Genomic DNA, 25,572 nt, shown 5'->3' with positions numbered 1-25,572 from the left:
GCACCCTCTCCTGCGAAAGCGGGAGAGGGATAAGTGGCTGGAATCGGCGCGCAGGCTCCCCTATCTCCCGCGCATGTCCTCGCGTTTCGATACCGTCCCCAATCGCCGCGCATTGATCGATCGGCGTGCGGTCGCGGAGCGGCTTGCGGCGCTAGATGCGCGGGACACCGCCGCGCTTCGCCGCGCAGCCACGGTCGAGTTGAAGACGGCGCTGGATGCCGGGCATGGCGAGATCGCCAGGCGGCTGATCGAGCATCCGTCGCGCGGGCTCGAAATGGCCGCGGCCGGCGCCTTCCTGACTGACCAGATTTTGCGCCTGCTCTGGGACTTCACCGTCGAGCGGCTGCACCCGAATTCCAACCCGACGACCTCGGAGCGCATGGTGCTGATCGCGGTCGGCGGTTACGGGCGCGGCGAGATGGCGTCGCATTCGGATATCGACATCGGCTTTCTCACCCCCTGGAAGGTCAGCGGCTGGTGCGAGCAGGTCATCGAATCGATGCTCTATTCGCTGTGGGACCTGCAGCTGAAGATCGGCCATTCGTCGCGCTCGCTCGACGAGATGGTGCGGCAGGCCAAGGCCGATGTGACTGTGCGCACCGCCTTGCTGGAGGCGCGTTACGTATGGGGTGACGTCGATCTGTATGACGAGGCGGCGCGCCGCTTCAAGAGCGAGGTCCAGGCCGATACCGCGCGCACCTTCATCGCGCAGAAGCTGGAAGAGCGGAACGCGCGCCACAAAAGGATGGGCGACAGCCGCTACGTGGTCGAGCCCAATATCAAGGAGGGCAAAGGCGGCCTGCGCGATCTCCACACGCTCTTCTGGATCGGCAAATATGCCTATAATGTCGGCGAGCAGGCGGCATTGGTCGAAGCCGGGCTGCTCACGCCGCTCGAATATCGCCAGTTCCGGCGGGCCGAGAATTTCCTGTGGGCGGTGCGGTGCCAGCTTCACCTGATCACCGGCCGCGCCGAGGACCGGCTGACCTTCGACGTCCAGCGCGAGATCGCCGAGCGGATGCGCTATTCGGATCGGCCGGGGAAGTCGAAGGTCGAGCGCTTCATGCACTTCTACTTCCTGCAGGCGAAGGTGGTGGGGGACCTGACCGGGGTGTTCCTGGCGCATCTCGACGAGAAGTTCGCCGCCCGCGGCTCGCGCTTCGGCCTTACGACGCTGTTCCGCAGCCCGCGCAAGCTCAACGGCTTCAAGATCGACCGCGGCCGGCTGGCGCTTCCGAGCGACGACTTCTTTCGCGAGGACCCGGTCCGGCTGGTCGAGCTGTTCCAGCTGGCCGACCTCCACGGCCTGGAAATCCATCCGCTGGCGATGCGGATCGCCACGCGCGATTCGAAGCTGGTCGATGAGGTGCGGAAGGATCCGCGCGCCAACGCACTGTTCCTCGACGTGCTGGCATCGCCCCGCGATCCCGAAACCGTGCTGCGCTGGATGAACGAGGCAGGCGTCTTCGGCCGCTTCGTTCCCGATTTCGGCCGCGTCGTCGCGCAGATGCAGTTCGACATGTATCATCATTATACGGTCGACGAACATTCGATCCGCGCGATCGGTTTGCTCAACCAGATCGAGAAAGGCGACCTGCAGGAGGACCACCCGCTCGCGTCGGCGATCTTCGAGCAGATCGTGTCGCGCCGCGCCTTGTTCGTGGCGGTGCTGCTGCACGATATTGCCAAGGGGCGCGGCGGCGATCATTCGATCCTGGGCGCCGAAGTCGCCGAGCGGCTGTGCCCGCGGCTGGGGCTCACGGCAGCCGAGACCGAGACGGTGGCCTGGCTGGTGCGCTGGCATCTGCTGATGTCCGCAACCGCCTTCAAGCGCGACCTCAGCGACTTCAAGACGATCCTCGACTTCGCCGCGCACGTGCAGAGCCCCGAGCGGCTGCGCATGCTGCTGGTGCTGACGATCGTCGACATCCGCGCGGTTGGCCCGGGTGTGTGGAACAGCTGGAAGCGCCAGTTGCTCACCAACCTTTACGAGTCCGCGGAGGAAGTGCTGCGGCTCGGGCACAAGCAGAAGGGGCGCGGCGAGCGCGTCGCCGCCAAGCAGGAAGCGCTGGCCGAAATACTCGGCTGGGAGCCCGCGCGCCTGGCGGCGCTCAACAAGCGCCTGACCGAGCCCTATTGGATCGCCGAGCCGCTCGACGTGCTCGAGCGCAACGTCCGGCTGATCGACGGGGCGGGCGACAAGCCGCTTTCGATCGAGGCGCGCGTCTATCCCGAGCGCGGCGCGACGCTGGTGACGGTCTATGCCTCGGACCATCCCGGGCTCTTCTACCGTATTGCCGGGGCGATCCATGTCGCGGGTGGCAACATCATCGACGCCCGCATCCACACCACCCGCGACGGCATGGCGCTCGACAATTTCCTGGTGCAGGACCCGCTCGGCCGTCCGTTCGACGAAGAGATTAGGCTCCAACGCATCCAGGCGAGCATCACCGACGCGCTGGCCAACCGCGCCAAGCTTTCCGAGCGGCTCAAGACGCGACCCTTGTCACGCCCGCGCGCCGATGCCTTTTCGATCGAGCCCAACGTCTTGATCGAGAACAAGGCGTCGAACCGCTTCACGGTGATCGAAGTCAATGCGCGCGACCGGCCGGCCTTGCTCTATCACCTCGCCCACGCGCTGTTCCAGTCGAAGGTGACGATCCATTCGGCGCATGTCGCGACCTATGGCGAGCGCGCAGTCGACACCTTCTATTTGACCGACCTGATTGGTGATAAGATCGAGAGCGCAGCGCGGCTCAAGACGATCGAGCGCCGCCTGCTCGAGGCCGCGGCGGGGCAGGAGGTTGCCCAGGCCGCCTGAACAAGGGGAATGCGATGCCGGTGATCGGAATGGGTGGCTATTTCTTCCGCGCGAAGGATCCCGAGGGGCTGACCGCCTGGTATCGCGAGACGCTGGGCGTCGGCGGGGGCTGCGGCAAGGACGAGCAGGGGCAGTCGAGCGACTGGTTCTGGTATCCCGAGCCCGGCCCGATCGTGTTCGCGCCGTTCAAGGACAGCACCGATTATTTCGCGGCGGACAAGCAGGCGATGCTCAATTTCCGGGTGCGCGACCTCGACGGGCTGCTCGAGCAGCTCAATGCGCTGGGGATCGAGATCATCACCAAGGCGGAGTGGAACACGCCGGAGACCGGCCAGTTCGCGCGGATCCATGATCCCGAAGGCAATCCGATCGAGCTGTGGGAGCCGCCGGCGGCCTGAACGCCTCGCTGCCGAAAGTCACAGAAAGTCGCACCAAGAGCGTCTTTGTCTAGCCCAGCGCTTAACAGGGCGCTTTCACAATTGTCTATATAAATCAAAGGCTTACCACCCCGGTCACGCCGGGGTGGTTATTCCGGCGCGCGCCTTATTTGGGCGAAAGCACCATCAGCATCTGACGGCCTTCCATACGCGGATAGGATTCGACCTTCGCGTCTTCGACGGTATCGTCCTGCACGCGCTTGAGCAGCGCCATGCCGAGCTGGCCGTGCGAAAGCTCGCGGCCGCGGAAGCGCAGCGTGACCTTGACCTTGTCGCCCTCGCCGATGAACTTGTGGATCGAGCGCATCTTCACATCGTAATCATGGTCGTCGATGTTCGGACGCATCTTGATCTCCTTGACCTCCTGCGTCTTCTGCGACTTGCGCGCGATGTTGGCCTTTTTCTGCGCCTCATACTTGAACTTGCCGACGTCGAGGAACTTGGCGACGGGCGGATCGGCGTTGGGCGACACTTCGACAAGGTCAAGCCCGACCGACTGAGCCTGCTCCATCGCCTCGCGCGTGTACATGACGCCGAGATTCTCGCCGTCCTGATCGATCACGCGGACCTTGGGCGACTGAATGAATTCATTGAAGCGGGGGCCGTTCATCGGCGGCGGTGCCAGAGGGCGCCGGGTCATGGGAGGACGTATAAGACTTGCTCCGATAGTTGATGAGAATAGTTGCTACGACAAGATAGCGCCTGTGGGGCCATCCGAACAGGGGGAGAACGCACGAAGCTGCAATTTGTGGCGTTCGCGATGCGCGCGGGCCACAGTGCGGGGCTCGGGGCGGCGGGCGTCGCCTGCTACCCTCTCCCATTGGGAGAGGGTCGAGCGGCGCAGCCGCGAGGGGTGAGGGCGAGGCGCGGTCGCCCTCACCCTTCCGCCGCTTCGCGGCTCCCTCCCTCTCCCAAAGGGAGAGGGATTCAGCGCAGATCGGGCGGGGTCGCCTCCGCGACCAGCCTGGCGACCGCTTCGTCCAGCGTCAGCATCTGCTGGCCCTGGCTGCCGAGCACGCGCAGCGCGATCGTGCCCTCCTCGGCCTCGCGCTTGCCGATCACCAGCAGGTTCGGGACCTTGGCGACCGAATGCTCGCGGACCTTGTAGTTGATCTTCTCGTTGCGCAGGTCGGTTTCGACTCGGATGCCCGCCGCGGCCAGCTTCGCCGCAACCTCGCGGGCGTAGTCATCGGCATCGGAGACGATCGTCGCCACCACCGCCTGCACCGGCGAGAGCCAGAGCGGGAAGCGGCCGGCATGATGCTCGATCAATATGCCGATGAAGCGCTCGAACGTGCCGAGGATCGCGCGGTGGAGCATCACCGGGCGGTGGCGCTCGCCATCCTCGCCGACGTAGGACGCGTCGAGCCGCTCGGGCAGCACCGTGTCGGTCTGGATCGTGCCGACCTGCCAGGTGCGGCCGATCGCGTCGGTGAGGTGGAATTCGAGCTTGGGGGCGTAGAAGGCGCCTTCGCCGGGAAGTTCCTCCCAGCCATATTCCGCGGTGTGGCGGCCGGTCGCCTCGACCGCGTCGCGCAGGCTCTGCTCGGACCAGTCCCACATCTCTTCGCTGCCGAAGCGCTTGTCGGGGCGCAGCGCGAGCTTGATGGCATATTGGTCGAAGCCGAGGTCCTTGTAGACGCTGTCGAGCAGGTCGCAGAAGTTCTTCACTTCCTCGATCAGCTGGTCCTCGCGCACGAAGATATGCGCGTCGTCCTGGGTGAACTGGCGGACGCGCATGATGCCGTGGAGCGCGCCGTGCGGCTCGTTGCGGTGGCAGCAGCCGAATTCGGCGAGCCGGATCGGCAGGTCGCGATAGGATTTGATGCCCTGCTTGAAGACCAGGATATGCGCGGGGCAGTTCATCGGCTTGAGCGCCATCAGATCGCCGGTGCCGGTCAGAACCGGACCTTCCTCCTCGGTGCCGGGGATTTCGTCGGGGACGACGAACATATTCTCGCGATATTTGCCCCAATGGCCCGACTGTTCCCACTGGCGGGCGTCCATCAGCTGCGGAGTCTTGATCTCCTCATAGCCCGCGGCGTCTAGCCGGCGGCGCATATAGGCCTCAAGCTGGCGCCACAGGACGAAGCCCTTGGGGTGCCAGAAGACCGAGCCCTGCGCTTCGGACTGGAGATGGAACAGGTCCATGTCCTGGCCGATGCGGCGATGGTCGCGCTTGGCGGCTTCCTCGAGCTGGAGGAGGTGCGCGTCGAGCTGCTTCTTGTTGAGCCAGCCGGTGCCGTAGATGCGGCTGAGCATCGCGTTCTTCTGGTCGCCGCGCCAATAGGCGCCCGAGACGCGCGTAAGCTTGAACGCCTGGGGGTCGACCTTGCCGGTCGAGGCGAGATGCGGCCCGCGGCACATGTCGAGCCAGGCGTTTTCGCCCTTACCGGCGCGATAGACGGTCAGTTCCTCGCCCTCGGGCAGTTCGGCGGCCCATTCGGCCTTGAAACGCTCGCCCTCGGCCTTCCAGCGCGCGATCAGATCCTCGCGGCTCCAGACTTCGCGGATCAGCGGCTCGTCGCGGGCGATGATGCGGCGCATCTCCTCCTCGATCGCGGGCAGGTCCTCGTCGGTGAATTGCCGGTCCCTGGGGGCGAAATCATAATAGAAACCGTCGTCGGTGGAGGGGCCGAAGGTGATCTGGGTGCCGGGGAAAAGGTGCTGCACCGCTTCGGCAAGGATATGCGCATAATCGTGGCGGGCGAGCTCGAGCGCATCCTTCTCGTCGCGGCTGGTGACCAGCGCCAGCTGCGCGTCGCCCTCGAACGGGCGCATGATGTCGCGCAGTTCGCCGTCGACGCGCGCGGCGATCGCCGCCTTGGCGAGGCCCGGACCGATCGCCGCGGCGATGTCCGCCGGGGTAGTCCCCGGGGCTACCTCGCGGACGGAACCGTCGGGCAGCGTAATGCGGAACATCTCGGACACGGTGATTCTCACGTTCTAGGCGATTATTGGAGCGCGGCTTATGCCTTCGCGGGTGCGATATAGGCAAGCGGCGCGCCAAAGTCGCCGGGGAAGCGCTGCATTTGGAGCCTTGGGCCCGGCGACTCCCCGCCTTGCAGGGAGGGGAAAGACAGTCAGAAAATGCCGAACGGCACGACCCGGTTGAGCTTCACATGGCCGATCTCCGCTGCGCCCAGATAGGGCACGCCCATCTCGCGGCACCAGCGCACGATCATCTGCTCCACCGTCTCGCCGAAACTATAGCTGCCTTCCTGCTCGCCATTGTCGGTGATGGCGGTGACCTTGCCGAGGCGAACCCCGGCGATGCCCTGGAGCTGGGTGGCGTGCGCCATCGTGAAGAGCATGCGATCGATCCGATAGAGCGGCTCGCCCACTTCCTCGATCATCAGCACGTGATCGGTGAGATCGGGCAGCCACGGCGTGCCGATCAGCGCATCGAGGATCGAGAGGTTGAACGCGGCCGCCGGGCGTCCGTCGGCCAGGCTGGGATCGAGCCCGCGGCGATCCTTGTCGATCAGCCAGCCCAGCGCCCAGGCGGTGGCGTCACCGGGGTCATTCCTGCCCAGGCTGCTCGCCATCGAGGCATGGACCGAGCGGCCGATCCGCCGGGCATAGAGTGCGCCGAGCAGGAACCCCATGTCGGAAAAGCCGGCATAGGTCTTGTGCCCTGCCGACGCGTTGAGCTTGGGCATGACTTCGTGAAGGATGCGGTTCGAGCCATAGCCGCCGCGCGCGAACCAGATCGCGTCGAACCCCGGATCGTTGGCGAATTCGAGGAAGGCGGCGGCGCGCACCGCATCGGAGCCGGCGAAATGGCCCTCTTCCAGATAGCATTGCGGATGGAAGACGATGTCATGTTCGGGATAGGTGAGCGCCATGAACCCGGCCACCCGCAGCGAGGATTCCCTGCTGACGGTCCGTGCCGGTGCGACGACTCCGATGCGCATTTGCGTACAATCCCCAACAAGTCAGTCCGCCATGCTGAACTCGTTTCAGCATCCAACGCGCAACAACGGACACCATAGCCCGCGGAGGGTGGGACCCTGAAACAAGTTCAGGGTGACGGCGGGGAGATATGGGCCAATCCCTTGCCCCCCCAGCCCAAACTGCGATAGCGCGACGCCATGCATCATCGCAAACCATACTTCTTCGTCGGCATCGGCGGATCGGGCATGATGCCCCTGGCAATGATCCTGGCGGGGCAGGGCGCGCGCGTCGCCGGATCGGATCGCAGCCTCGATTCAGGCCGGCTGCCCGCGAAGTTCGATTATCTGGCGAAGGCCGGGGTGGCGCTCTTTCCGCAGGACGGCAGCGGGGTCGTGTCGTCGGACCAGATCGTCGTCGCCTCGGCCGCGGTCGAGGACAGCGTGCCCGACATCGTCGCGGCGACGGCGCTGGGCGCCGAGCGCAGGAGCCGGGCGGAGCTGCTCGCCAGCCTGTTCAACGCCGCGCCGCTTTCGATCGGCGTGGCGGGGACCAGCGGCAAATCGACCGTCACCGGCATGATCGGCTGGATCCTCCATGCCTGTGGGCGCGATCCGACGGTGATGAACGGCGCGGTGATGAAGAATTTCGTGTCGCCCGACGCGCCCTTCGCCAGCGCGCTGGTGGGCGAGGGCGACGCCTTCGTCAGCGAAGTCGACGAGAGCGACGGTTCGATCGCGCTCTATTCGCCGCACATCGCAGTGCTCAACAATGTCAGCCTCGACCATAAATCGATGGAGGAGCTGCGCGACCTGTTCGGCGGCTTCATCGCCAAGGCGCGGACGGCGGTAGTCAATCTGGACAATGGCGAGGGTGCCGCGCTGGCGATGGCGCTGCCGGCCGGGCGGCTCACGACCTTCGCGATCGAGGCCGAGGCCGATCTGGTGGCGCGCAACGTCGCGCCGGAGCGGTTCGGCGCGTCGTTCGACCTGATCGAGCGGGGCGCGGCGCCGGTCCGCGTCACGTTGCAGGTGCCGGGTCGGCACAATGTTTCCAACGCGTTGGCGGCGATCGGCGCGGCGCGGGCGGCGGGGGTTCCGCTCCTCGATGCGGCGCGCGCGATCGAAGGCTTCGTCGGGCTCAAGCGGCGTTTCGAACTGGTCGGCGAGGCGCGCGGTGTCGCGGTGATCGACGATTTCGGGCATAATCCCGACAAGATCGCGGCCACGCTCGAGACGCTCCACGCCTTTCCGGGGCGGCTGCTGCTGCTGTTCCAGCCGCACGGCTATGGCCCGCTCAGGGTGATGCGGCGCGAACTGGTGGCGATGTTCGCCGAGCGGATGGCGGCGGAGGATGTGCTGGTGATGCCCGACCCGGTCTATCAGGGCGGCACCGTGGCGCGCGAGGTCACCAGCGCGGACATCGCCGGCGAAGTCGCGGCAGCCGGGCGGCATGCGATCCACCTTCCCGATCGCGCGGCGGCGGCTGCGCACCTGGTGGCCCAGGCGCGCCCGGGCGATCGAATCGTCGTGATGGGAGCGCGCGACGATACGCTTAGCACCCTGGCGCAGAGCATGCTGGACGAGCTGTCCGCCTGAGATAGCATTTTGGGGGGAGGGGCTGGACCCCGACAAGAGGCCCAGCCCTAGACCCGGAAAGCCGTTGGCCCTCGGAACTGGGAGGCATAACTCGGCTTGGGCGACTTGGTTCCGCGAAAATATCGTAAAAATCACGAAACGCGGTTTTTTCTGGAAGCCCCACTTCGTTGCTTGCTGCCTTCGCGGGTGACCGGTGTCCACCACACTTTCCCTTGTGGAAAGCGACATTGACATTGCACGCTTTGTGCACGTAAAGCCTCCTTTACTGATTCGAAAGGGAGCTTGACATGTTTTCGCTACGCCAGCGTCATAATGCCGCCCAGCGGCGCTACATCCGTCGCTTCATGCCGACGATGATCAGCTATGTCGTCGTGCTGTTTGCGTGCACCTGGCTGATGCGCTTCCATCCGCCCCAGGGCGCGATGCTGGTCGTCCTGTCGGCATTGCCGGCGCTGCCGCTTCTCGCCGTGATCGGCGTGATGGGCGTCTATCTCGCGGAGGAAGCCGACGAGTTTCTGCGCGCGCGGTTGGTCACGGCGATGCTCGGCGGTCTCGCGGCGACGCTGGCGGTCACCACCATTTGGGGCTTCCTCGAAAATGGCGGCGTGGTCCCGCATTTCGAGACGATGCTCACCTTCCCGCTTTGGTGCGGGAGTTTCGGGCTGGTGCAGTGTGGGCTGAGCTTGCGCGACCGGCTGGCGGGCGAGAGCGCATGAAGAACCGTCTCCGCGTGCTGCGCGCCGAGCGCGCGTGGAGCCAGCAGGATCTGGCCGAACGGCTCGAAGTCTCGCGCCAGAGCGTCAACGCCATCGAGACCGGCCGCTACGATCCTTCGCTGCCGCTCGCCTTCCGCATCGCCGATCTGTTCGAGATGGCGATCGAGGACATCTTCACCAATCCCGCCAAGGAGAATTCGCAATGATCCGCGTCAAGCTTTGCAAGGGCCGCCTGCCGCTCTTCGCTATCCTGATCGCATTGTGGGCGGCGCTGTTTCCGCACCAGAGCAGCGCCCAGGCTCAGCCGGCCCAGGCCGCAACCGCGGTGTCGGCGCCGCTGATCCAGATGGACCACATCTCGGTGCAGGTGATCGGCAAGGGCAGCCCGGTCATCCTCGTCCCCGGCCTTTCCAGCCCCCGCGCCGCCTGGGACGGCGTGGTCCCGGAGCTCGCCAGGGCGCACACCGTCTACCTCGTCCAGGTCAATGGCTTCGCTGGCGACGACCCGCGCGCCAACCTCAAGCCCGGCATTCTCTCCGGCATCGTCGCCGATCTGCAGACGCTGATTAAGGGTCGCAAGCTCAAGAACGTCGCACTGGCGGGCCATTCGATGGGTGGGCTGGTCGGGCTGATGCTCGCCGCGCGCCATCCCGATAGCGTGGCCCGGCTGATGGTGGTCGACGCGCTGCCCTATTTCGGGGTGCTGATGGCGCCTCCGGGCACAGCAGTGACTCCGGCGATGGTCGAGCCGCGCGCGGCGCAGATGCGTGACGCCGTCGCCGCGAGCTATGGCAAGCCCGCCGATGCTGCCGCCGCCGAGGCGAACGTGCGCGGGCTGACGGTGAAACCGGAAGAGACTCTGGCGAGGATGAAGGCATGGGCGATGGCATCGGATCCGCGCGTTGCTGCCCAGGCGATGTACGAGGACCTGACCACCGATATGCGCCCCGAACTGGCGGCGATCCGCGCGCCGGTGACGATCGTCTATGCCTGGAACCAGAGCTACCCGCGCAAGGACCCGGCGGACGCCTTCTTCCGCAAGGAATATGCCGGTACGCCGCGCATCCGTTTTGTGGAGCCGGGTGAGGCGGGCCATTTCGTGATGCTCGATCAGCCCGAGGCGTTCGCCAGTTTGCTGACCGCATTCGTCGCAGGTTGAAGGGCGCACGGAGTTGCAAAGGGGTCCGGGGGTGGCTAATTGCAGCGCCTCCCGGGCCGGCCCCGACGAGGCGGCGGGGCTGTAGCTCAGATGGGAGAGCGCTGCAATCGCACTGCAGAGGCCAGGGGTTCGATTCCCCTCAGCTCCACCAACCGCATGTTATTGATATAGTTGTAGAAAGTCGGCTTTTGACATCAGGGGCCGGGGTGCTGAACTAGCCCTTTGGTATCGCTCTGGTATCGCAAGTGTACCGAAGTGAAGCGGCCCACCTCGCTCCAGAAGGCCTCGATACCAGCAACGAACTCCATCAGATACTCGGGCCGAAGATGATTGTATCTGTCGCCGCAGCCGTCTTCGGTCGTGTGGCCGGCGGCGGTCTTTACTTGAGCCGAAGGCACGCCCTTCGATGCGAGGAACGTGTGCAAGGAGTGACGCAGCGTGTTGGGCGTGCCCACGCCTTGCATCAGCGGCCGAGGCTTGTTTTCCCGAAGCTTCAGGCGCGGCGGAAGCGTGATCGGCACGCCATGCTCATCAAGGACGGGGCGACATAGATCGAGGGCTGGCTGCTTCAGGCCGGCTTCTATTAGGCAACTCTTGAACGCACGTCCGACGTCTGCCGTCGGATGGTGAAAGTGGTCTGGTCCCCCGCAGACGCGGGCAGCCTCGAAGATGACCGCGCGATACACGATCACTTTGCCAGTGATCCCTTCCAGCCACGGCCTCAAGGTTGGCGCGATCGGCACCACGGCGCGGCGTTTACGGGTCTGCTGGCGGCCAGGCGCATTGAAGTAGATCCGATCGCCCTTGATCTGCGTCTCTGCCACAAGCTCCAAAATCGCTTGTGATCGTGCGAGCGTCGACAGGGAGATAACCATATACAAAAGCAGGTGTCGCCTTTCCGGCAACGCCGCTGCCCGCTCTAAGAGCGCGGCAATCTGCTCGGGCGTATAGACATCCTCGCGCGAACGGTTGCTGCCCTCGGGGACGATGACCTTCGGGACCGAGGCGACCATGTTTTCATTGCGCGCCCACATCACCGGACCGCGAAGTGCCGCAAGATCGCGTGCGATAGTGGGGGGACTTGCGCCCTCCTGCTCACGAAAGCGGATGAAGGCGCGCACCAAGCCGGTGCGGATGTCGGCGATCGTGGGTGCCCCCCGCAGCGTGCCTCGTGCCTGCTCACGCTCAAAGAAGCGAGCAAGCGTCGCGATCGAAGGGTCGTAGCGCTCAGGCGCCTTGAGGTAGGCTACATGATCACGTCGCCAAAGTCGGGTGATCTCCTCGATCGTCAGTTCTGAGGGATCCTGAAAACCCGTTTCTGGTCGCTGGTTCTCCAGAAAATGCTTCCCCAGCGCTGCCTGAGCTTCGCGGGGCGGGGTGACTCCCGCCCCCTTGATGCCGGTGCTGCGACGGCGGACCGCACGACGGTCGAGCCAGCAGATTTGCCAGTCGTCGCGATCACGCCTGTACCAAAGCCAGTAGGGGCCCAACTGCACCCTGAGGGCACTTTCCGACTTCATGTATTTTCCTCCGACAAACCGTGTCGGCAACTTCCCTTCGATTGACCTTCCTCGCGGCCATGCGCTCTGCAGCGCCCAGCCCTCAGCGCGCAGTCGGCCTACTGACCATTGCGACATCGGAGATTGATTCGCTCGTTCCTACGCATTCCACCGAGCCGGATGTTTGTCCGCTGACCCGGCTATTGCTAGTCTGAGGTTGGCGGGCGCCGTGAAATAGGGATCGTGCCTGAGTGCTGGGGGGCTCATCGAGCGTTGGCGTGGCGCGATCGCAAATAGCGGACCCTCACAATGGGTTTCCAACGCCCGCCCCCCCTCCGCCGGGCTTGCCCGCGGGATTTGCCTGAGTCAGGCTTGATAAGCACGCGGCGCCGGCCGGGTGCAGGGTGTGGAAACCCTTGTGTCGGGAACAGCTGGAAGCGGGTAGTGCCCATGCTTTCACATCGAGCGCGCGCGTCTTCGCGCGGCCGTCGCCCTCACACGTTTGTCTTTCCACTCCCTTGTCATCGAGGAGGCAAGACCGTGACGGCAAAAAGAGCGCAGGATCATTCGCGAACCACCGAGGGGCTCGAGCGTGCCGCGCTGGAGCGCGACTACCGCGCGCACGCCCCGTGGCTGGCGAATTTAGCGCGTCGCCGTTTGGGTCGATCGGAAGACGCCGAGGATCTTGTGCAGGAGACTTACATACGGGCCTCTCGCTATCCCGCCAAGGCGCGTCTCGAACCGCGCTCCCTGCTGGCACGCATCCTTGGCAACCTCATCAAGGATCGTTTTCGGGCAAATGCTCGGGAGAGGGCTGGCTATAAGGCATTTGGCGTCGAAGGAGGAGAGGGCGGGCCCAGCGAAGCAGACCAGCATCATATGCTGGTCCTCAAGCAGATCGTGCTTGGAATGCCCGCGCCACAACGCGACGTGTTCCTGCTCGTCAGGTTTACGCCGCTGAGCCAAGCTGAAATCGCGACGCGTCTGGGCATTTCGATCAAAACCGTCGAGTGGAGGCTTGCCAAGGCGCTCGCCTATTGCGCGGATCGGATCGCAGAGTGATGCTGTCCGGGATGTCGAGCGCAAAGGATCAAGATGCCCGCCTCGAGGCTGCCGAATGGTACGCGCGACTTCAGTCGCGTGCCGTCACCCATGACGAACTCGAACGCTTTTACGCCTGGCGAAGCAATCCCAGCCATGAACGCGCCTTCGCCGAACTCGACAACATCTGGGGTCAGGCGTCCGGACTATCCCGCGATCCGGACATCATGCGAGCCCTGCGGAGTGTAAAGAGCCAGCGGATGTCCTTTGGCACTTACATACTTGGCCTCTTGCGCGGCCGAGCGAGACTGCTGTGGATTCCCGGCGCCTTCGCTGCGCTTGCAGTGATGGTGACGGCATGGGCGATTACGAACCAGCCGGCGACCTATCGCACCGGCGTAGGTGAACGGCTTGTGGTGGAGTTAGAGGATGGAAGCCGGCTGACGCTCAACACCGCGACAAGCCTTTCGGTGCGCTTGGCTAGAGGCGAGCGCCGCGTAGAATTGGAACGTGGCCAGGCGATGTTCGAGGTGGCGCATGACCCGCAGCGCCCCTTCAAGGTGACGTCGGATGGCACCAGCGTCACTGCGCTTGGAACGGTCTTCGAGGTGCGCCGCGACGGTGACCAGGTCCGCGTCACACTGGTTGAGGGGCGCGTGTCGGTCGTGTCGGCACATGCGTCGTCGCCGGCGACGCTGGAGCATCCGGGCGAAACAATGGAGAGCGGCGCCGTGCGCGTTGGGATACGGCGCAGCGATCCGGCCGTCGCGACGAGCTGGATCAATGGCAAGGTGGATCTACGAGATGTGCCGCTGGCGAGCGCCATCGCCGAGATCAACCGATACACCAGCAAGCCCATCGTCCTAGATGCTCCTGCGCAGGCGCAGACGCGCATTTCCGGTGCTTTTCTCGCCGGAGACGAGGACGCGTTCGCCGCTGCGGTGACCGCGCTGCTGCCCTTGCAGAAAACGGTCGACGAGAGCGGCACCATTCGTTTGTCGGAGCGCCGATGAAGCCCACCAGCGAGTTTCTGATCGACTGCGTGCATCGAGCGTGGAGCATCTCGGTTGGCTGAGGGCGACGGCACCGAACCGGCTCGCGATGTCGCAAAGCATCCCGGAGACATAAGCGCGGCAACGATTGGCGCGACGATGCGCCTCATTCGCCGCGCCCGGCGGCTGCGCGTCAACGATATAGCGCGCGAAATGAAGATGCCGCTGCGCTCATACGAATATCTGGAGAGCGGAAAAGGTCGTGTAAGCTTCGAGCGCGTGATGGCATTTGCGCGCGCGACCGACACCGACGGGTGGGCGCTCCTGGCAAGCGGCCCTCTCAATTCGCCTGAGTTCGCGCTTCGTTGTGCCGACAATAAGCTGATGACGATTTTGATGATCACCATGAAGGAACTCGACGAAGATCTCGGCGACGACATCGTCTTTCTCGAGCCGGGGGCGCTGATCGGCGCCTTCACCCGGGTCCGCAACGATCTGACGCAGCATGTGCGCAAGCGGGACCAATTCGCCGAAACCTGGCTGAACGAAAAGGCTCCGATGCTTGGCCGGTGGCTCAACGACGGACCCAAGGGCTCTGGGGACGACTGAGCGACGATACGGCCGATTCGCTTCCACTCTGCGTGCTTCCCGCAAGGTTCTTGCGGATTTTCGGGTGCCAGCGACACTTGGGCGCCTCTGTAGCCAGCACGCGACCCGCGAAGAAAGAAAAAAGTCCGCCCGTGCCCGCGATCGCCGCGGTCGCCCATGCAAAGAAATTCTCTCGGCCGTTAGGGGTGAGCGGGTTCTGCGGCGTTTCCTTCATGATCGGGGAGGCCGGCGATACGTAGAGCTTCTCGCCCCCCCCGGAATCACAGGGGGACGAAGGATGAAGATGGGCAGGGCAAAGACAGCGCGGTGGATACTCCCGGTTGCGGCGAGCCTGTTGAGCGGGGCGGCAATGATCCCTCTCGACAGCGTTCAGGCGCAGGCCGCGCAGAGCTATCGCTTTTCGCTGAGCGGCCTCTCACTGGACGCGGCCCTGCGGCAATATTCGAGGATCACCGGCCGGCAGATCATATTCCGCCCGGAAACGGTCGCCGGCCGACCCGCGCCAAAGTTGATCGGGACATATGATGCGGATACCGCTCTCGCGCTTTTGCTGAACGGCGTAACCGTGCGGGTCGAGCATGTGCGGCCCGATGTTATCGTCATCTCGGCGGCGGGCGATGCTGCGCAGGTCAGCGAGATTGCCCCGGTCCAGGGCCGAGATATGGAGGCGGCCGCGCAGGCCTCGGAACCGATCGTCGTGACAGGCACCACCATCCGAGGAGCGATGCCGGCGGGTGCTTCCGTTACGACCATCGATCGCCGGGCAATCGACCGCTCCACCCGGGCGAGCGTCGCCGATGTCGTATCGCTCCTGCCGCAAAATTCCGGAGCGACCGGCAGCGACGCGGCGACGCTGGGAATCCTTGACCGCTCCAGCCTCAACTATTCGCTAGCCTCGTCGCCGAACCTGCGCGGTCTTGGGAGCGATGCGACATTGACCCTGGTTAACGGGCGGCGCCAGGCCGGCTCGGGCGGGCGGGGCGACTATTCCGACCTCTCGACGATCCCGCTCGCGGCAGTGGAACGGATCGAGGTCCTGAAGGACGGGGCATCGGCGATTTACGGTTCCGATGCGATCGGTGGCGTCGTCAACATCATTCTCAAGCAGGATTATGAGGGCGCAGACACGCGACTGCGCTCCGGCATCGGCACGAGCGGCGCGCCGGCGAACTACCAGGCGAGCCAGCTTGCGGGTGTGCGGTGGGGGGGTGGCGGTGTCCTGGTCGCCTACGAGTATGACCGGCGCGGCTCACTTGCCTCCAGCGAGCGCGCGGTCACGCGTTCGGCGGATCTGCGCCCGTTGGGCGGAAGCGACTGGCGTTCCTACCTGTCGGCTCCTGGCACGGTTCTACGATATGATACGGTCGCGCGTGCCTATGTCCCGGCGTTTGCGATCCCCGCCTCGACCGATCGACCGTCGCGGCAGGACTTCACACCCGGCCGCAACCTAGAGAGCCAGTTCGAGCTCACCGACACGCTGCCCCTGCAGGAACGTCACTCCGTTTATGTTCGAGGTGATCAGGAGGTAGCGTCGGGCATCGAGTTCTTTCTCGAGGGACGCTGGGCACGGCGGCGCTTTTCCTACGCGTTGCCGCCTTCGACCGCGACGATCGCCGTGACGGCCGCCAATCCCTATTTCGCGAGCCCCGACGGCACGCCGGCCACGATCATCGCCTATTCCTTCGGTGATGATCTGGGCCCGATCGATGCGCGAGGCTGGGTCGATGCAGCCAGCATCACCGGCGGCATGACTGCGGACATCTGGAGCGGCTGGCAGCTCGATGCCTATTTCCTGCACAGTCGGGAGCGCTCGGGCAGCACAACCAGCAACAAGATCAACTCCAGCGCGCTTTCCGAAGCGCTCGGCACGGCGCCGGACAATCCGGCGACACAATTTCGCGCTGCGCGCGATGGCTATTTCAATCCTTTCGGTTCCGGCATGTCCAACTCGCAAAGCGTTCTGCGTTTCATAGGGTCCGGCGTTTCGGGCAGCACCGGGCGCAGTTCTCTCGCTACTGCGGTCGCCAAGCTCGACGGGCCCCTCCTCCGCTTGCCTGCAGGGTCGCTCCGGCTCGCGGTGGGGGGTGCCTGGCGCGGCGAGACGCTCGAAAGTGGCGGATTCAATTTCGACAGCGGCACGGCGCCGCGTCCCGTCTCCACGACCTACGCCGACCGGCAGATCAAGGCGGTCTTCGGAGAGCTGAGCATTCCGGTCTTCGATGTGGCGCAGGACGCGGGGCCTGGTAAGCTCGACCTGTCGGCTGCCATTCGCCACGAAGAGTATAGCGATTTCGGCAAGACGACGACGCCCAAGGTTGGTGCGACGTGGCGGATTGCAGGTCCGCTGAGCCTTCGCGCGAGCTGGGGACGATCGTTTCGGGCCCCCGCATTGCCCGAGATCTACAGCACGTTCGGCGTTTCACCGACGCTGCTACCCACCGGCGCCGGCACCACCACTCCGGTCCTGTTCCTGAGCGGTGGCAACCCAGCCCTTAAACCCGAGACTGCGGACACGATTACTGGCGGCCTCGCCTTTCAGATGAGCCGGCGCGTGCGCCTCGACATCAACTACTTCCGCACGCGTTTCGTGAACAGGATCGATCGGCCCGCGCTGCAGTCGATCCTGACGGCGCTGACCGACGCATCGCTTTCCCCTTTCGTGGAGCGGCTCGATCCCGTGACGAATCCGGCGGATCTCGCAAGGGTGCAGACGCTTCTAGCCGATCCCGGCGCAGTCGATGTCGACGCACTTCCTATCAACTCATACCGAGCAATCGTCGATGGCCGGTATGTGAACACATCCAAGGTGGAAGTCGAAGGCCTCGATGTGGAAGTAGATGCGAACATGGCGTTGGGCGCGGGCACCATTTCTGCGACTGCCGGAGCCTCGTACCTTTTTCGGTATTCGCAGCAGATCACCCCTACGGCTCCGACGCTCGGTCTGGTTTCGACGGTGGGTTATCCGGCGCGGTTCAAGAGCCGATCCAGCCTCGACTGGTCGGACGGTGGCTTCGGCGCGACCCTGTCAGCGACCTATGTCGGGAGCTACCGCGACATCGACAGCGTACCCTCGCGGAGGGTTCCGGCCTGGCTGACGTTCGACTTGCAGCTTCGCGCGACACCGCAGTCGGCCAGGGGGTTCACCCTGTCTCTTGACGCCAGAAACCTGTTCGACCGCTCGCCCCCTTTCGTGAACCGCGCCGCCGGCGTGGGCTACGATCCGGCCAACGCGGATGTACTCGGTCGCCTGATCTCGGTTCAGGTCTCGAAGACCTGGTGATCCCGAGGGACGCCGCTGCGACCTAGCGCAGCGGCGTCCAGCCCACCCTTTCGAAGGAACATCGTCATGCGAGCCTTCCTCGCGGGCCTGGCTCTTCTGTGCCTCGCTTCGGCCGCCTCCGCGCGCCCCTACACGCTTGAGGATATGCTCAAGCTCGAGAGCTATGGTCAGATGCTGATAGCGCCGGACGGACGGTCGGCGATCGTCGAGCGCCGGGGCGCCTATGACAGCGCCTCGCGCTACTCCTATGGCTACTTGGTGCAACGGATGAACTCGCAGGTTCTGCGTCTCGACCTCGGGACGTCGCACGCACTTCGGCCGGCATTCCACCAAGAGGCAGATGCCGGTTATTGGGCCGGCGGCTTTTCGCGATCGGGCGCAAAGCTCACCGTATACCGGCTGCAACAGGATCGGCTGCGCCTAGGCGTCGCCGATCTTAAGCGCGGCAGCGTCCGCTGGCTGGAGGGCGCGCCCGATCTTCCCCTCGCAGCGCCGGCGCCGGTGTGGCTGGATTCGCATCGTATCCTCTATCTGCGATTCAAGGAGGAGCGACTTCCATTTGTTCTCGATCACCCCGGCGTGGTTCAAAAGACGATCACCGCGCGGTGGGCCGCAGCCGCAGAGGGCAAGCTAGCGTCTGCCGATCTGGCGCGTTTGCGGGGCATTTCAGAAGCGCGGTCCCGGGAAATCCGAGAGCTCGTGGTGGTGGATGTCGAGAGCGGAGAGGCGCGCGTTCTATTCACTGGCGCTGCAGATGAGTTTGTCGCGACACAGGGAGACAACCGGGTCGCGATTCTCGTCCGTGGAGAAGCGGTTCAACCTGACAGCGGCGTCCCAATTACTGCAAACTACGAGCCCCGCCGCCGTCGTCTGCTGTTGCTCAATCTGCGTTCCGGAACCGTTTCGCAGCCCTGCGGGCGCTGCGATGTCATGGCGAGAAGCGTCGAGATCTCTAGGCTCGGTGCGCTTGTCTTCTTAAGCCGCCTCGATGGTGAACCATGGAGCGCAATGGCGCTGCGGCTAATTGGCGCCGGGAGGTCTGCGCTGGACATTGGGACGCTGGGCCCGGCGAAGTCCGCGCTCTGGCTCGGGGAGCGTCTTCTGTTCCAGGCAGAGGACGGCTCTTGGATGCTGGGGCAGGGTGATGGCGCCTTGCGGGTCGGCATCGAGCGGAGCGCGCGCCTGGTTGCCGGGGACTTTAAGGCGGCTTGGCTGGCCGCAGGCGGAAATTCCCTGTGGCGGCTCGACCGCTCCGGCGCGTTGAAGCGTATCCATCGATGCGCCATCGTGCGCAGCGGCCTCGAATATCTGGACGACTCGAGCACCGGCATCCGCGCCGTTCGGAGGCCGCCGAGCCCGGTTCTCGGGTGCCGCGATGGGAACCGCATCACGGCATATTTTGGCTTTGAAGCAGGCCAGCCGGTGAGCGCCCCGTTGAGCGAGCGCGACGAACTCCTCGCCGTATCGCCGAAAGGTGGCGCGGCCATCACGCTGCAAACCGACGCCTATGGCGTGGGCTATCTCGTGCTTCACGAGAAAGGACGAAAGCGCATCGTCGTGGACCGGATCTCCACGCATCTCGCCCACGTCGACCGTCCAGAGGCGCTGCCACTTGTGCGACAGGGCCACAACGGCAAGAAGCTGATCGACTGGCTTCTCCTGCCTGCCGGATCGTCGCGGTCACCCCTCGTTGTCGTACCCTATCAAGGCACAGTTTATACCCGGTCGCTGCCGGCGGCTGCGCGTGCCGACTATTTCGGCTCGGCCAAGAACGCGCTGCTTCTCGTTGCGAACGGCTACGCAGTGCTCTTGCCCAGCTTGCCTGCAGGTCCGCCTGGTGCCCCGCAAAGCGTGTTGGTGCGTGATGTGGACGCAGCGATCGACGCCGCGGTCGGAACTGGGCGCGTCGATCCCGAACGGCTGGCCGCGCACGGACACAGCTATGGTGGTGTAAATGCGCTGACCCTCGCTGCGGAAAGCAAGCGGTTTCGAGCGATTGTGTCGGCCAGCGGCCTGAGTGATCCGGGGTCGGCTTACGGCACCGTACCGCCCGCCCAGCGCGTCGTGCTGGGGGAAGGCGTGCCGCTCGAAGCAGCCGCCGCTTGGTATGAGACCGGACAGGGGCAGTTCGGCGCGCCACCCTGGATCGATCCAACACGCTACCGGCAGGCGAGCAGTTTCCTGGAAGCTGAGCGAATCACCGCGCCGCTGCTGCTCATCGGGGGAGACATCGATTATGTGCCGATGGAGCAGGCTGAACGCTTGTTCGTCAGCCTCAATCGCATGGGGCGGGATGCGACCTTGCTGCGCTTTTACGGCGAGGGGCACGTAGTCCAGAGCCCCGCCAATCTGCGCCTGCAATGGGATACCATTCTTGCCTTCCTTGCCAAGGCGCTTCGGGACGAGACGGGTAGCCGCGCTCAATCAGCGGTCCAGTAGCGCAGCCAGGCCTCGAGACAGGCATAGACGGCGAAAGCTCGATAATCGGTGCTGATTGCAATCTGCTCAATCTGAAGCGCTTGTTCCACGGCCTGCCGGTCGATGAGACCGGCGCGCGCGAGGGCACCATCCAGCAATACGCTCAGCAGCCAGTCGCGGTTGTGCAGCACCGCGCGGGCATAGTGATCCGATGCTTCTCCCTTGCTGCGACGATGGAGGACCGCCTCGGAAAGCCTGTCGCGCATGGCGTCGCGGGCGAGGCCCCGGTCGAGGGGCCCCTTGGCCAGCAGGTGCACCGGGCATGCGAGGAGGCGCTCGACGAGCGGCTGGGCCAGGAGGGGATGATGGAGCGGCGCGCTCGGGTGGAAGAGGCGGGGACCGTGGACCAGCTGCGAGTTGGCGAGCATCATCAGGTGTCGGCGTTTTGCCGGCGGCAACTTGCCCCCTTGGGAAAGCCATGGATGGGTCGGCGCTGGGCGCTGGAGTGCCCCAAGCGAGACATGCCCGAGCAGGTGCGGCGTGAGCGGCGGCAGCGCGTCCCGATCCGCTTCCATACGCACGCCCATGGCCGTCGCGGCGACGCTCCAGATCGAGGATCCGCTGCGGACCGCATCGTCGCGCAGCTTGGTGACAGCGAGCCCGCGTAGTCCCTGTGCTTGCAGTCTGTCGACGGCGACAAGCCGGGTTGGCAGCTGGAAGAACAAGGCGTCGCCGCCTTGTCCGGTCATCACCAGGTCCAGCTTCTCCTCGGCGGCGAACGTCTCGCGCGCGGCTGCGAACACGCTGTCCAGTCCGGTGAGCGCGGGTTGCACTTCATGGTGGAGGTCGAGAAGCGGCCCATAGTCCGGAAGTGCGGCCCCGGCTTCGAACTCCCTGAGTGGTGTGCTCCATCGGGCTGCGACCGAGCGGGCAAAGTTCCGCTCGTCGCCAGCACTCGAGGCGGTTGCCACGTTGAAGGGGCGCATACGCCGGCCAGTTGCTGCGAGGCTTGCGAATACGCTCGAGGAATCGAAGCCGCCCGATAGCTCCACGCCCGTCAATTTGTCGGTCGCGAACTTGCCGGTGACCGCATCCAATGTGGCGAGGATGTCCCCGGGGGTCAGAGGCTGTGGCGTCGCGGCGATGCTGGCGGGCGACCAGACCGTCTCCCTTCGCTCGGGCTCTGCAAGGAGTACGGCATCGCCGGGCGTGACAATCGAGATGCCCTTCAGAAGCGACAGGTGCGCGGCCGCCGGGGGATGGGCGAGGACGTGCGCGACATTGTTAAGGTCGGGATCGGGCGGAAGCCCTGCCGCGCGCAGCAGACGAGGTGTCAGCGCCGTTGCTGCGATGGTGATGCCGCGGCCGCCCAGCACGAAGAGCGGCACGCCCCCCGAGGGATCGCGCAGGACAAATGCATCCGCGCCGTCGCCCAGGAGAGCGACATAGCTGCCCCAGCACGTGCGGGTCAGGGTCCGCGCGAGAGCCGCTGACCTCCCGTCGGGCGTGGTCCTCGCCGCGCTCCGATACATAGCCAGTCCGCCCGAAGGACAAACGTCGCCCAAAATCCAGTTCGGCGTCTCGCCATCGATGCTCTGCAGGTGTCCCGGCGCGGCCAGCGCGAGGATGACTCCATTGTCGATGACGCGCGTCACGCCCGGGAATTCCCGGAGAATGGCATCGGCGAACCTATCCGCGCCGTCCGGCGGCCCGCCCGCATGCCCATGTCGCAGGATGAAGAAGGCCGGGGGCATCCACTCAGCCCACTACGATGGGCGCGTAGCCCGAGAGCTGTTCCAAGTCGTCGGTGAGGACGACGTCGCCGGCCTGCACCCAGCTATGGGCGTCGAAGGGGAAGAGCCGAACGCCAATGACGAGGCGCGCATCAAGCCCCAGGACCCGCAGATAGGAGAGGAGCAGCAGCGAGCGCGGCAGGCAACGCCGAACGCCCGGCACATAGGGCCGCATCGAACGGAAACGTCGCGCCGCTGCGACGAGCTCGCCGATTGGGCGCAAGGGAGCGCTCGCATCGCCCCTGAACCAGGCGGAGGGCGGGGCGATACGAAGCTGGAAAAGGCTGAGCGGCAGCGCGGCGAGCAGCGCCGCCCAGTCAACCAGGGCAGGGTGCTCGCCGAGGTCGACGCCGAGATCGCGCCTGGGCATCTGGAAGCGCGGGTGAAGCGACGCCGCAAATCCGATATCGGCGCTAGAAGCCGCTAAGGTTTCGGCAAGCAGCGCCCCTTCGTCCGCCAAGCCGCAGGCGCCCGCGTCGCGGGCAACCGCCAGATAGCGATCGTCCTGCATGTCGAGGACAATATGGAACGCGTCCAGGATAGCGATGCGGAAGCGGGGAAGCATGGCGGGCGCTCGAATCGGCGGAGGCGGCAATGCCACCTCCGCCTGGTCGTTCACGCCTTCTCGCGAAACATGATCGGGGTCTCGAGCTCGGTCCGGTCGCCGGCGAAGACGGTCCGGGTGAGCCGGCGAGCGCTGCCGAGCGCGATCGGCTGCGGCTTGTTCGTATGGTTCATGGCAAAATACTCCTTGGTACATTGTGCCGCGGGACTGCGGCAACATGCATCAAAGGCCGATCGCGCAATCTACTCGAATGCTTTCCGCTCTCTTTTCGCAATCTGTTCGGCGAGCCTGGACAACATCCCCGCCGCCTTGATGCGCCGGGCATAGTAACGACGCAGAGCGGCGCGCAGCGGCGCCTTCTCGCCGCCGGCAAGCAGTGCCTCGAGAAGAGCCAGCTCCCCTTCCCAATCGCTGAACAGCTCGGGCTCGAGGCGCTGATAGCCGACCAGGCGAAGCGCCGAGCGTTCGAATATCGCTGCCGCCACATTGGACCCGGCTGCTGTCGCTATTGCCATCACCAGGCGCCGGGCGCGGGCATGCGGCTCGGCCCGGACTCCGGCCTCGGTAAGGGGAGGTGCAACGACATGGGGTGCGACCCCTTCGGCCAGGATGCCGAGCACATGATATTCGTCCGCGAGTTCGTGCGGCATCAGGCGGGGAACTGAATAGCCGTCGCGGTGCCGAACCTCGATTGCGCCTTCGCCGTGCAGCGTCGCGAGCGCCTCGCGAACCGGGCTGGGGCTCATGCCGATTTCATCGGCCAGGGTAACGGCCGGGATCGGCGTACCGAAGCTCCAATAGCCCTCGATGAGGCGCCGTTCGATAAAGGATCGGGCGTGCTCGCGTGCGCCATCAGGGTGCTTCGATGTCAATTCCGTCATCCGCAGATGGAAGCATGCGTCGCCGACGCCGCAAGCAAAGGGCAGCCGGCACCGTGCCTCGATAGACGCCGGCCGTTTCCTTCACGCGCAGCCCGCAGGCCCGCCTGGACAATGCCCCGGCGCCGCTGCGCATCCCCCGCGGGATCCACCGCGGGGCTCCGCAACGCCGGGCGAACGTCGCGGCGGGCGAGTCGGCCGCTCACGGGCGCCTGCCGACTGCGCCCAACGCGCGCGATACCCAGCGCCGCGCAGCTCCGATGACCGTGCGGTTGCGCGCGTGCTTCGGATCGCTCGGGTGCCGGTGGGCGCTCGTATAGGCATCGAGTTCGTCGAACAGCTTTTCCATCCCCGCCACGAAATCCGAGAGATAGTCGGGCCTCACGTGCGTATAGATCGATCCCGAACCATCGCCCCCCGCCTCGTGTCCGGCCGCCGTCTCGATCTGCGCGCGGGGTACGCCCGTGCGCTCGAGCCAGGTGTGGCTGGTGTGACGCAACGCATTGGGCGGACCCATGATTTCCATCTTGGGCCGCCATTCGCGGTCCTTCAGGTTGCGGGCGTTGCGCGGCCGCAGCCAGAGCAGCTCGCCCGTGCCCGTGGTCGCCTGCCGGGCCAGGTCGAGCTCGGGATGCGCGGCATGCGCCCGCAGGAGGCAGGTCCGCCAGGAGCGCTGGAGCCGATGGGTCTGGCGCTCCTCGAACGTGCCCTTGCCCGCCTGGATCTCCGCCTGGGTGCGCGACCGCCGGTACATGACGACCTTGCCCTCGATGCCTTGAAGCCAGGGAGCCACGCTGGGCACTATGGGGACGATGGCGCGGTGCTTCCTCGTCTGGGGCCTCTCTTCGGCGTTGAAGTGGATCCGGTCGCCTTTGATCTGTGCCGAGTAGAGCTCCAGCACAGCCTCCCCCCGGGCGTGCTCGAAGACCATGAGGAGGATGAAGAGGAAGAGGTGCTCTCCGTCGGGCATGCTGGCCGCCGACTCGAAGATCGCGGCCAGCTGCGGCACCGAGAATTCGATCTGCCGCTTAACCTTGTGCCCCTCGACCTTGGGGATCCGGGGCGCGAACGTCAGCAGGTGCTTGGTGACGGCCCAGTTCAAGGCGGAGCGGACCGCGCCGAAGTCCCGTTCGATCGTGGGCGCGCAGACGCCTTCGGCCTGGCGAAATGCGAGGAAGTCCTCGAGGAGATCGTCGTCGAGGATGCTCACGGTGCGGGCGCGCAGGTCGCCCTTCTTTTCGCGGTCGTCGAAGAAGCGCTGCCACGCCACGACCGACCAGGCGTAGCGCTGGGGGGCAGCCAGCCCCGAGACATGCTCGAGGAGCCAGCGGTCGAGGACCGGCCCGATCAACAGGACCTCGGGCGCCGCAGGCCCGCCCTTGTTTGGCGAGGCGTGCCGCCTGTGATGGTCGGTCAGCGCTTCGATCGCCTGCTGAGGCGGATTATCCGCATCGCCTCCACCGATACCGGTCTGGACACGGTGAGTCTTGCCGTCGGCGTACCAGCAGATGGCCCAGTCATCCCGGTCGCGCCGGTACCAGAGGTGATACTCCCCGAATTGAAATCGTCCGCTCGGACGTATGCCTGAGTGTTCCATGAAGCCCGCGACTCCTTGATCTTGCGCTTGGTGAGTTCGAGAAAGATGTCGCTGTGAAGCAAAGCGAGCGCGTGATGGGCGGAAAGCACCAGTGGCCTTCCTGTGCTCGCCGAGAGCTCGATGCGGTCGACGGTCTCGCTGAAGGGCCTGGCCAGAACCGCGGCACCTCGTGCGAGATCGTCCGCTAGCCCGATGAATGCTTCGCCCGACATGCTCGGGGCGTCCGTCGAGCCTAGGCTCGCTGGTTGGTCCTTGTCGTCGTTGCCGTCGCGCAC

The 25,572-nt window shown here is 65.3% G+C and carries 20 protein-coding genes and 1 tRNA gene; 12 read left to right on the top strand and 9 right to left on the bottom strand.

What is annotated here, in order from left to right; all coding sequences use genetic code 11:
* The first annotated feature begins 73 nt into the window (after window positions 1-73).
* Window positions 74-2,821 carry a [protein-PII] uridylyltransferase gene (locus tag OKW87_RS08630; RefSeq protein ID WP_265538609.1) on the top strand — a complete coding sequence of 916 codons (2,748 nt, stop codon included), beginning with the start codon at window positions 74-76 and terminating at the stop codon, window positions 2,819-2,821.
* Window positions 2,822-2,835: 14 nt separating this feature from the next.
* The gene (locus OKW87_RS08625) at window positions 2,836-3,219 is read left to right on the top strand and encodes a VOC family protein (RefSeq protein ID WP_265538606.1); all 384 of its coding nucleotides are present in this window, start codon (window positions 2,836-2,838) and stop codon (window positions 3,217-3,219) included.
* A gap of 145 nt (window positions 3,220-3,364) precedes the next feature.
* Here OKW87_RS08625 and infC read toward each other — a convergent pair whose 3' ends face one another.
* The 3 genes from infC to OKW87_RS08610 all read right to left on the bottom strand — a co-directional run bounded on the left by infC (window position 3,365) and on the right by OKW87_RS08610 (window position 7,175).
* On the bottom strand, window positions 3,365-3,898 hold the full coding sequence (gene infC, locus OKW87_RS08620; protein ID WP_265538604.1) for a translation initiation factor IF-3: 534 nt from the start codon (window positions 3,896-3,898) through the stop codon (window positions 3,365-3,367).
* Window positions 3,899-4,185: 287 nt separating this feature from the next.
* Window positions 4,186-6,189, bottom strand: a complete 2,004-nt coding sequence (thrS, locus tag OKW87_RS08615; RefSeq protein ID WP_265543935.1) for a threonine--tRNA ligase — start codon at window positions 6,187-6,189, stop codon at window positions 4,186-4,188.
* A gap of 152 nt (window positions 6,190-6,341) precedes the next feature.
* A complete protein-coding gene (locus OKW87_RS08610; RefSeq protein WP_265543932.1) occupies window positions 6,342-7,175 on the bottom strand; it encodes an LD-carboxypeptidase in 834 nt (277 codons plus the stop codon).
* Between the two features lie 177 nt (window positions 7,176-7,352).
* Between OKW87_RS08610 and OKW87_RS08605 the strand changes: the two genes are divergently transcribed.
* The 5 genes from OKW87_RS08605 to OKW87_RS08585 all read left to right on the top strand — a co-directional run bounded on the left by OKW87_RS08605 (window position 7,353) and on the right by OKW87_RS08585 (window position 10,776).
* Window positions 7,353-8,750 carry a UDP-N-acetylmuramate--L-alanine ligase gene (locus OKW87_RS08605; protein ID WP_265543930.1) on the top strand — a complete coding sequence of 466 codons (1,398 nt, stop codon included), beginning with the start codon at window positions 7,353-7,355 and terminating at the stop codon, window positions 8,748-8,750.
* A gap of 287 nt (window positions 8,751-9,037) precedes the next feature.
* Window positions 9,038-9,466, top strand: coding sequence for a hypothetical protein (locus OKW87_RS08600; protein WP_265543929.1), 429 nt, complete (start codon window positions 9,038-9,040; stop codon window positions 9,464-9,466).
* Window positions 9,463-9,672, top strand: coding sequence for a helix-turn-helix transcriptional regulator (locus OKW87_RS08595; RefSeq protein WP_265543927.1), 210 nt, complete (start codon window positions 9,463-9,465; stop codon window positions 9,670-9,672). Before OKW87_RS08600 ends, OKW87_RS08595 begins: the two co-directional genes overlap by 4 nt.
* The gene (locus OKW87_RS08590; RefSeq protein WP_265543925.1) at window positions 9,669-10,625 is read left to right on the top strand and encodes an alpha/beta fold hydrolase; all 957 of its coding nucleotides are present in this window, start codon (window positions 9,669-9,671) and stop codon (window positions 10,623-10,625) included. Before OKW87_RS08595 ends, OKW87_RS08590 begins: the two co-directional genes overlap by 4 nt.
* A gap of 75 nt (window positions 10,626-10,700) precedes the next feature.
* Window positions 10,701-10,776, top strand: a tRNA-Ala gene (locus OKW87_RS08585).
* Between the two features lie 43 nt (window positions 10,777-10,819).
* Here OKW87_RS08585 and OKW87_RS08580 read toward each other — a convergent pair.
* Window positions 10,820-12,145, bottom strand: coding sequence for a hypothetical protein (locus OKW87_RS08580; RefSeq protein ID WP_265543923.1), 1,326 nt, complete (start codon window positions 12,143-12,145; stop codon window positions 10,820-10,822).
* Between the two features lie 519 nt (window positions 12,146-12,664).
* Between OKW87_RS08580 and OKW87_RS08575 the strand changes: the two genes are divergently transcribed.
* The 5 genes from OKW87_RS08575 to OKW87_RS08555 all read left to right on the top strand — a co-directional run bounded on the left by OKW87_RS08575 (window position 12,665) and on the right by OKW87_RS08555 (window position 20,485).
* Window positions 12,665-13,186, top strand: a complete 522-nt coding sequence (locus tag OKW87_RS08575) for an RNA polymerase sigma factor (protein ID WP_265543922.1) — start codon at window positions 12,665-12,667, stop codon at window positions 13,184-13,186.
* 11 nt (window positions 13,187-13,197) lie between these two features.
* Window positions 13,198-14,178 carry a FecR family protein gene (locus OKW87_RS08570; protein WP_265543920.1) on the top strand — a complete coding sequence of 327 codons (981 nt, stop codon included), beginning with the start codon at window positions 13,198-13,200 and terminating at the stop codon, window positions 14,176-14,178.
* Window positions 14,179-14,316: 138 nt separating this feature from the next.
* Window positions 14,317-14,766: an XRE family transcriptional regulator gene (locus OKW87_RS08565; RefSeq protein WP_265543918.1), complete on the top strand. Its 450-nt coding sequence runs from the start codon at window positions 14,317-14,319 to the stop codon at window positions 14,764-14,766.
* A gap of 349 nt (window positions 14,767-15,115) precedes the next feature.
* Window positions 15,116-18,046 carry a TonB-dependent receptor gene (locus tag OKW87_RS08560; RefSeq protein WP_265543916.1) on the top strand — a complete coding sequence of 977 codons (2,931 nt, stop codon included), beginning with the start codon at window positions 15,116-15,118 and terminating at the stop codon, window positions 18,044-18,046.
* Window positions 18,047-18,112: 66 nt separating this feature from the next.
* Window positions 18,113-20,485 carry an alpha/beta hydrolase family protein gene (locus OKW87_RS08555; RefSeq protein ID WP_265543913.1) on the top strand — a complete coding sequence of 791 codons (2,373 nt, stop codon included), beginning with the start codon at window positions 18,113-18,115 and terminating at the stop codon, window positions 20,483-20,485.
* On the opposite strand, the gene OKW87_RS08550 is transcribed toward OKW87_RS08555, so the two are convergent.
* From OKW87_RS08550 to OKW87_RS08530, 5 genes are all read right to left on the bottom strand, one after another.
* Window positions 20,467-22,218 carry an asparagine synthase-related protein gene (locus OKW87_RS08550; protein ID WP_265543910.1) on the bottom strand — a complete coding sequence of 584 codons (1,752 nt, stop codon included), beginning with the start codon at window positions 22,216-22,218 and terminating at the stop codon, window positions 20,467-20,469. The two genes, OKW87_RS08555 and OKW87_RS08550, sit on opposite strands and share 19 nt — an antisense overlap.
* A gap of 4 nt (window positions 22,219-22,222) precedes the next feature.
* The gene (locus OKW87_RS08545; RefSeq protein WP_265543909.1) at window positions 22,223-22,876 is read right to left on the bottom strand and encodes a lasso peptide biosynthesis B2 protein; all 654 of its coding nucleotides are present in this window, start codon (window positions 22,874-22,876) and stop codon (window positions 22,223-22,225) included.
* On the bottom strand, window positions 22,873-22,995 hold the full coding sequence (locus OKW87_RS08540; RefSeq protein WP_265543908.1) for a hypothetical protein: 123 nt from the start codon (window positions 22,993-22,995) through the stop codon (window positions 22,873-22,875). The genes OKW87_RS08545 and OKW87_RS08540 overlap by 4 nt, the downstream gene beginning before the upstream one ends.
* A 69-nt stretch (window positions 22,996-23,064) precedes the next feature.
* Window positions 23,065-23,703 carry a GntR family transcriptional regulator gene (locus tag OKW87_RS08535; RefSeq protein WP_265543907.1) on the bottom strand — a complete coding sequence of 213 codons (639 nt, stop codon included), beginning with the start codon at window positions 23,701-23,703 and terminating at the stop codon, window positions 23,065-23,067.
* Window positions 23,704-23,902: 199 nt separating this feature from the next.
* Window positions 23,903-25,297 (bottom strand): hypothetical protein, encoded by a 1,395-nt coding sequence (locus OKW87_RS08530; RefSeq protein ID WP_265543906.1) that lies wholly within the window; start codon window positions 25,295-25,297, stop codon window positions 23,903-23,905.
* Window positions 25,298-25,572: the final 275 nt, after the last annotated feature.

The sequence above is a fragment of the Sphingomonas sp. M1-B02 genome, from assembly GCF_026167525.1.
GTDB lineage: Bacteria > Pseudomonadota > Alphaproteobacteria > Sphingomonadales > Sphingomonadaceae > Sphingomonas.
The sequence above is the reverse complement of the archived record's forward strand: the minus strand, read 5'-3'. Positions and strand labels throughout refer to the sequence as shown.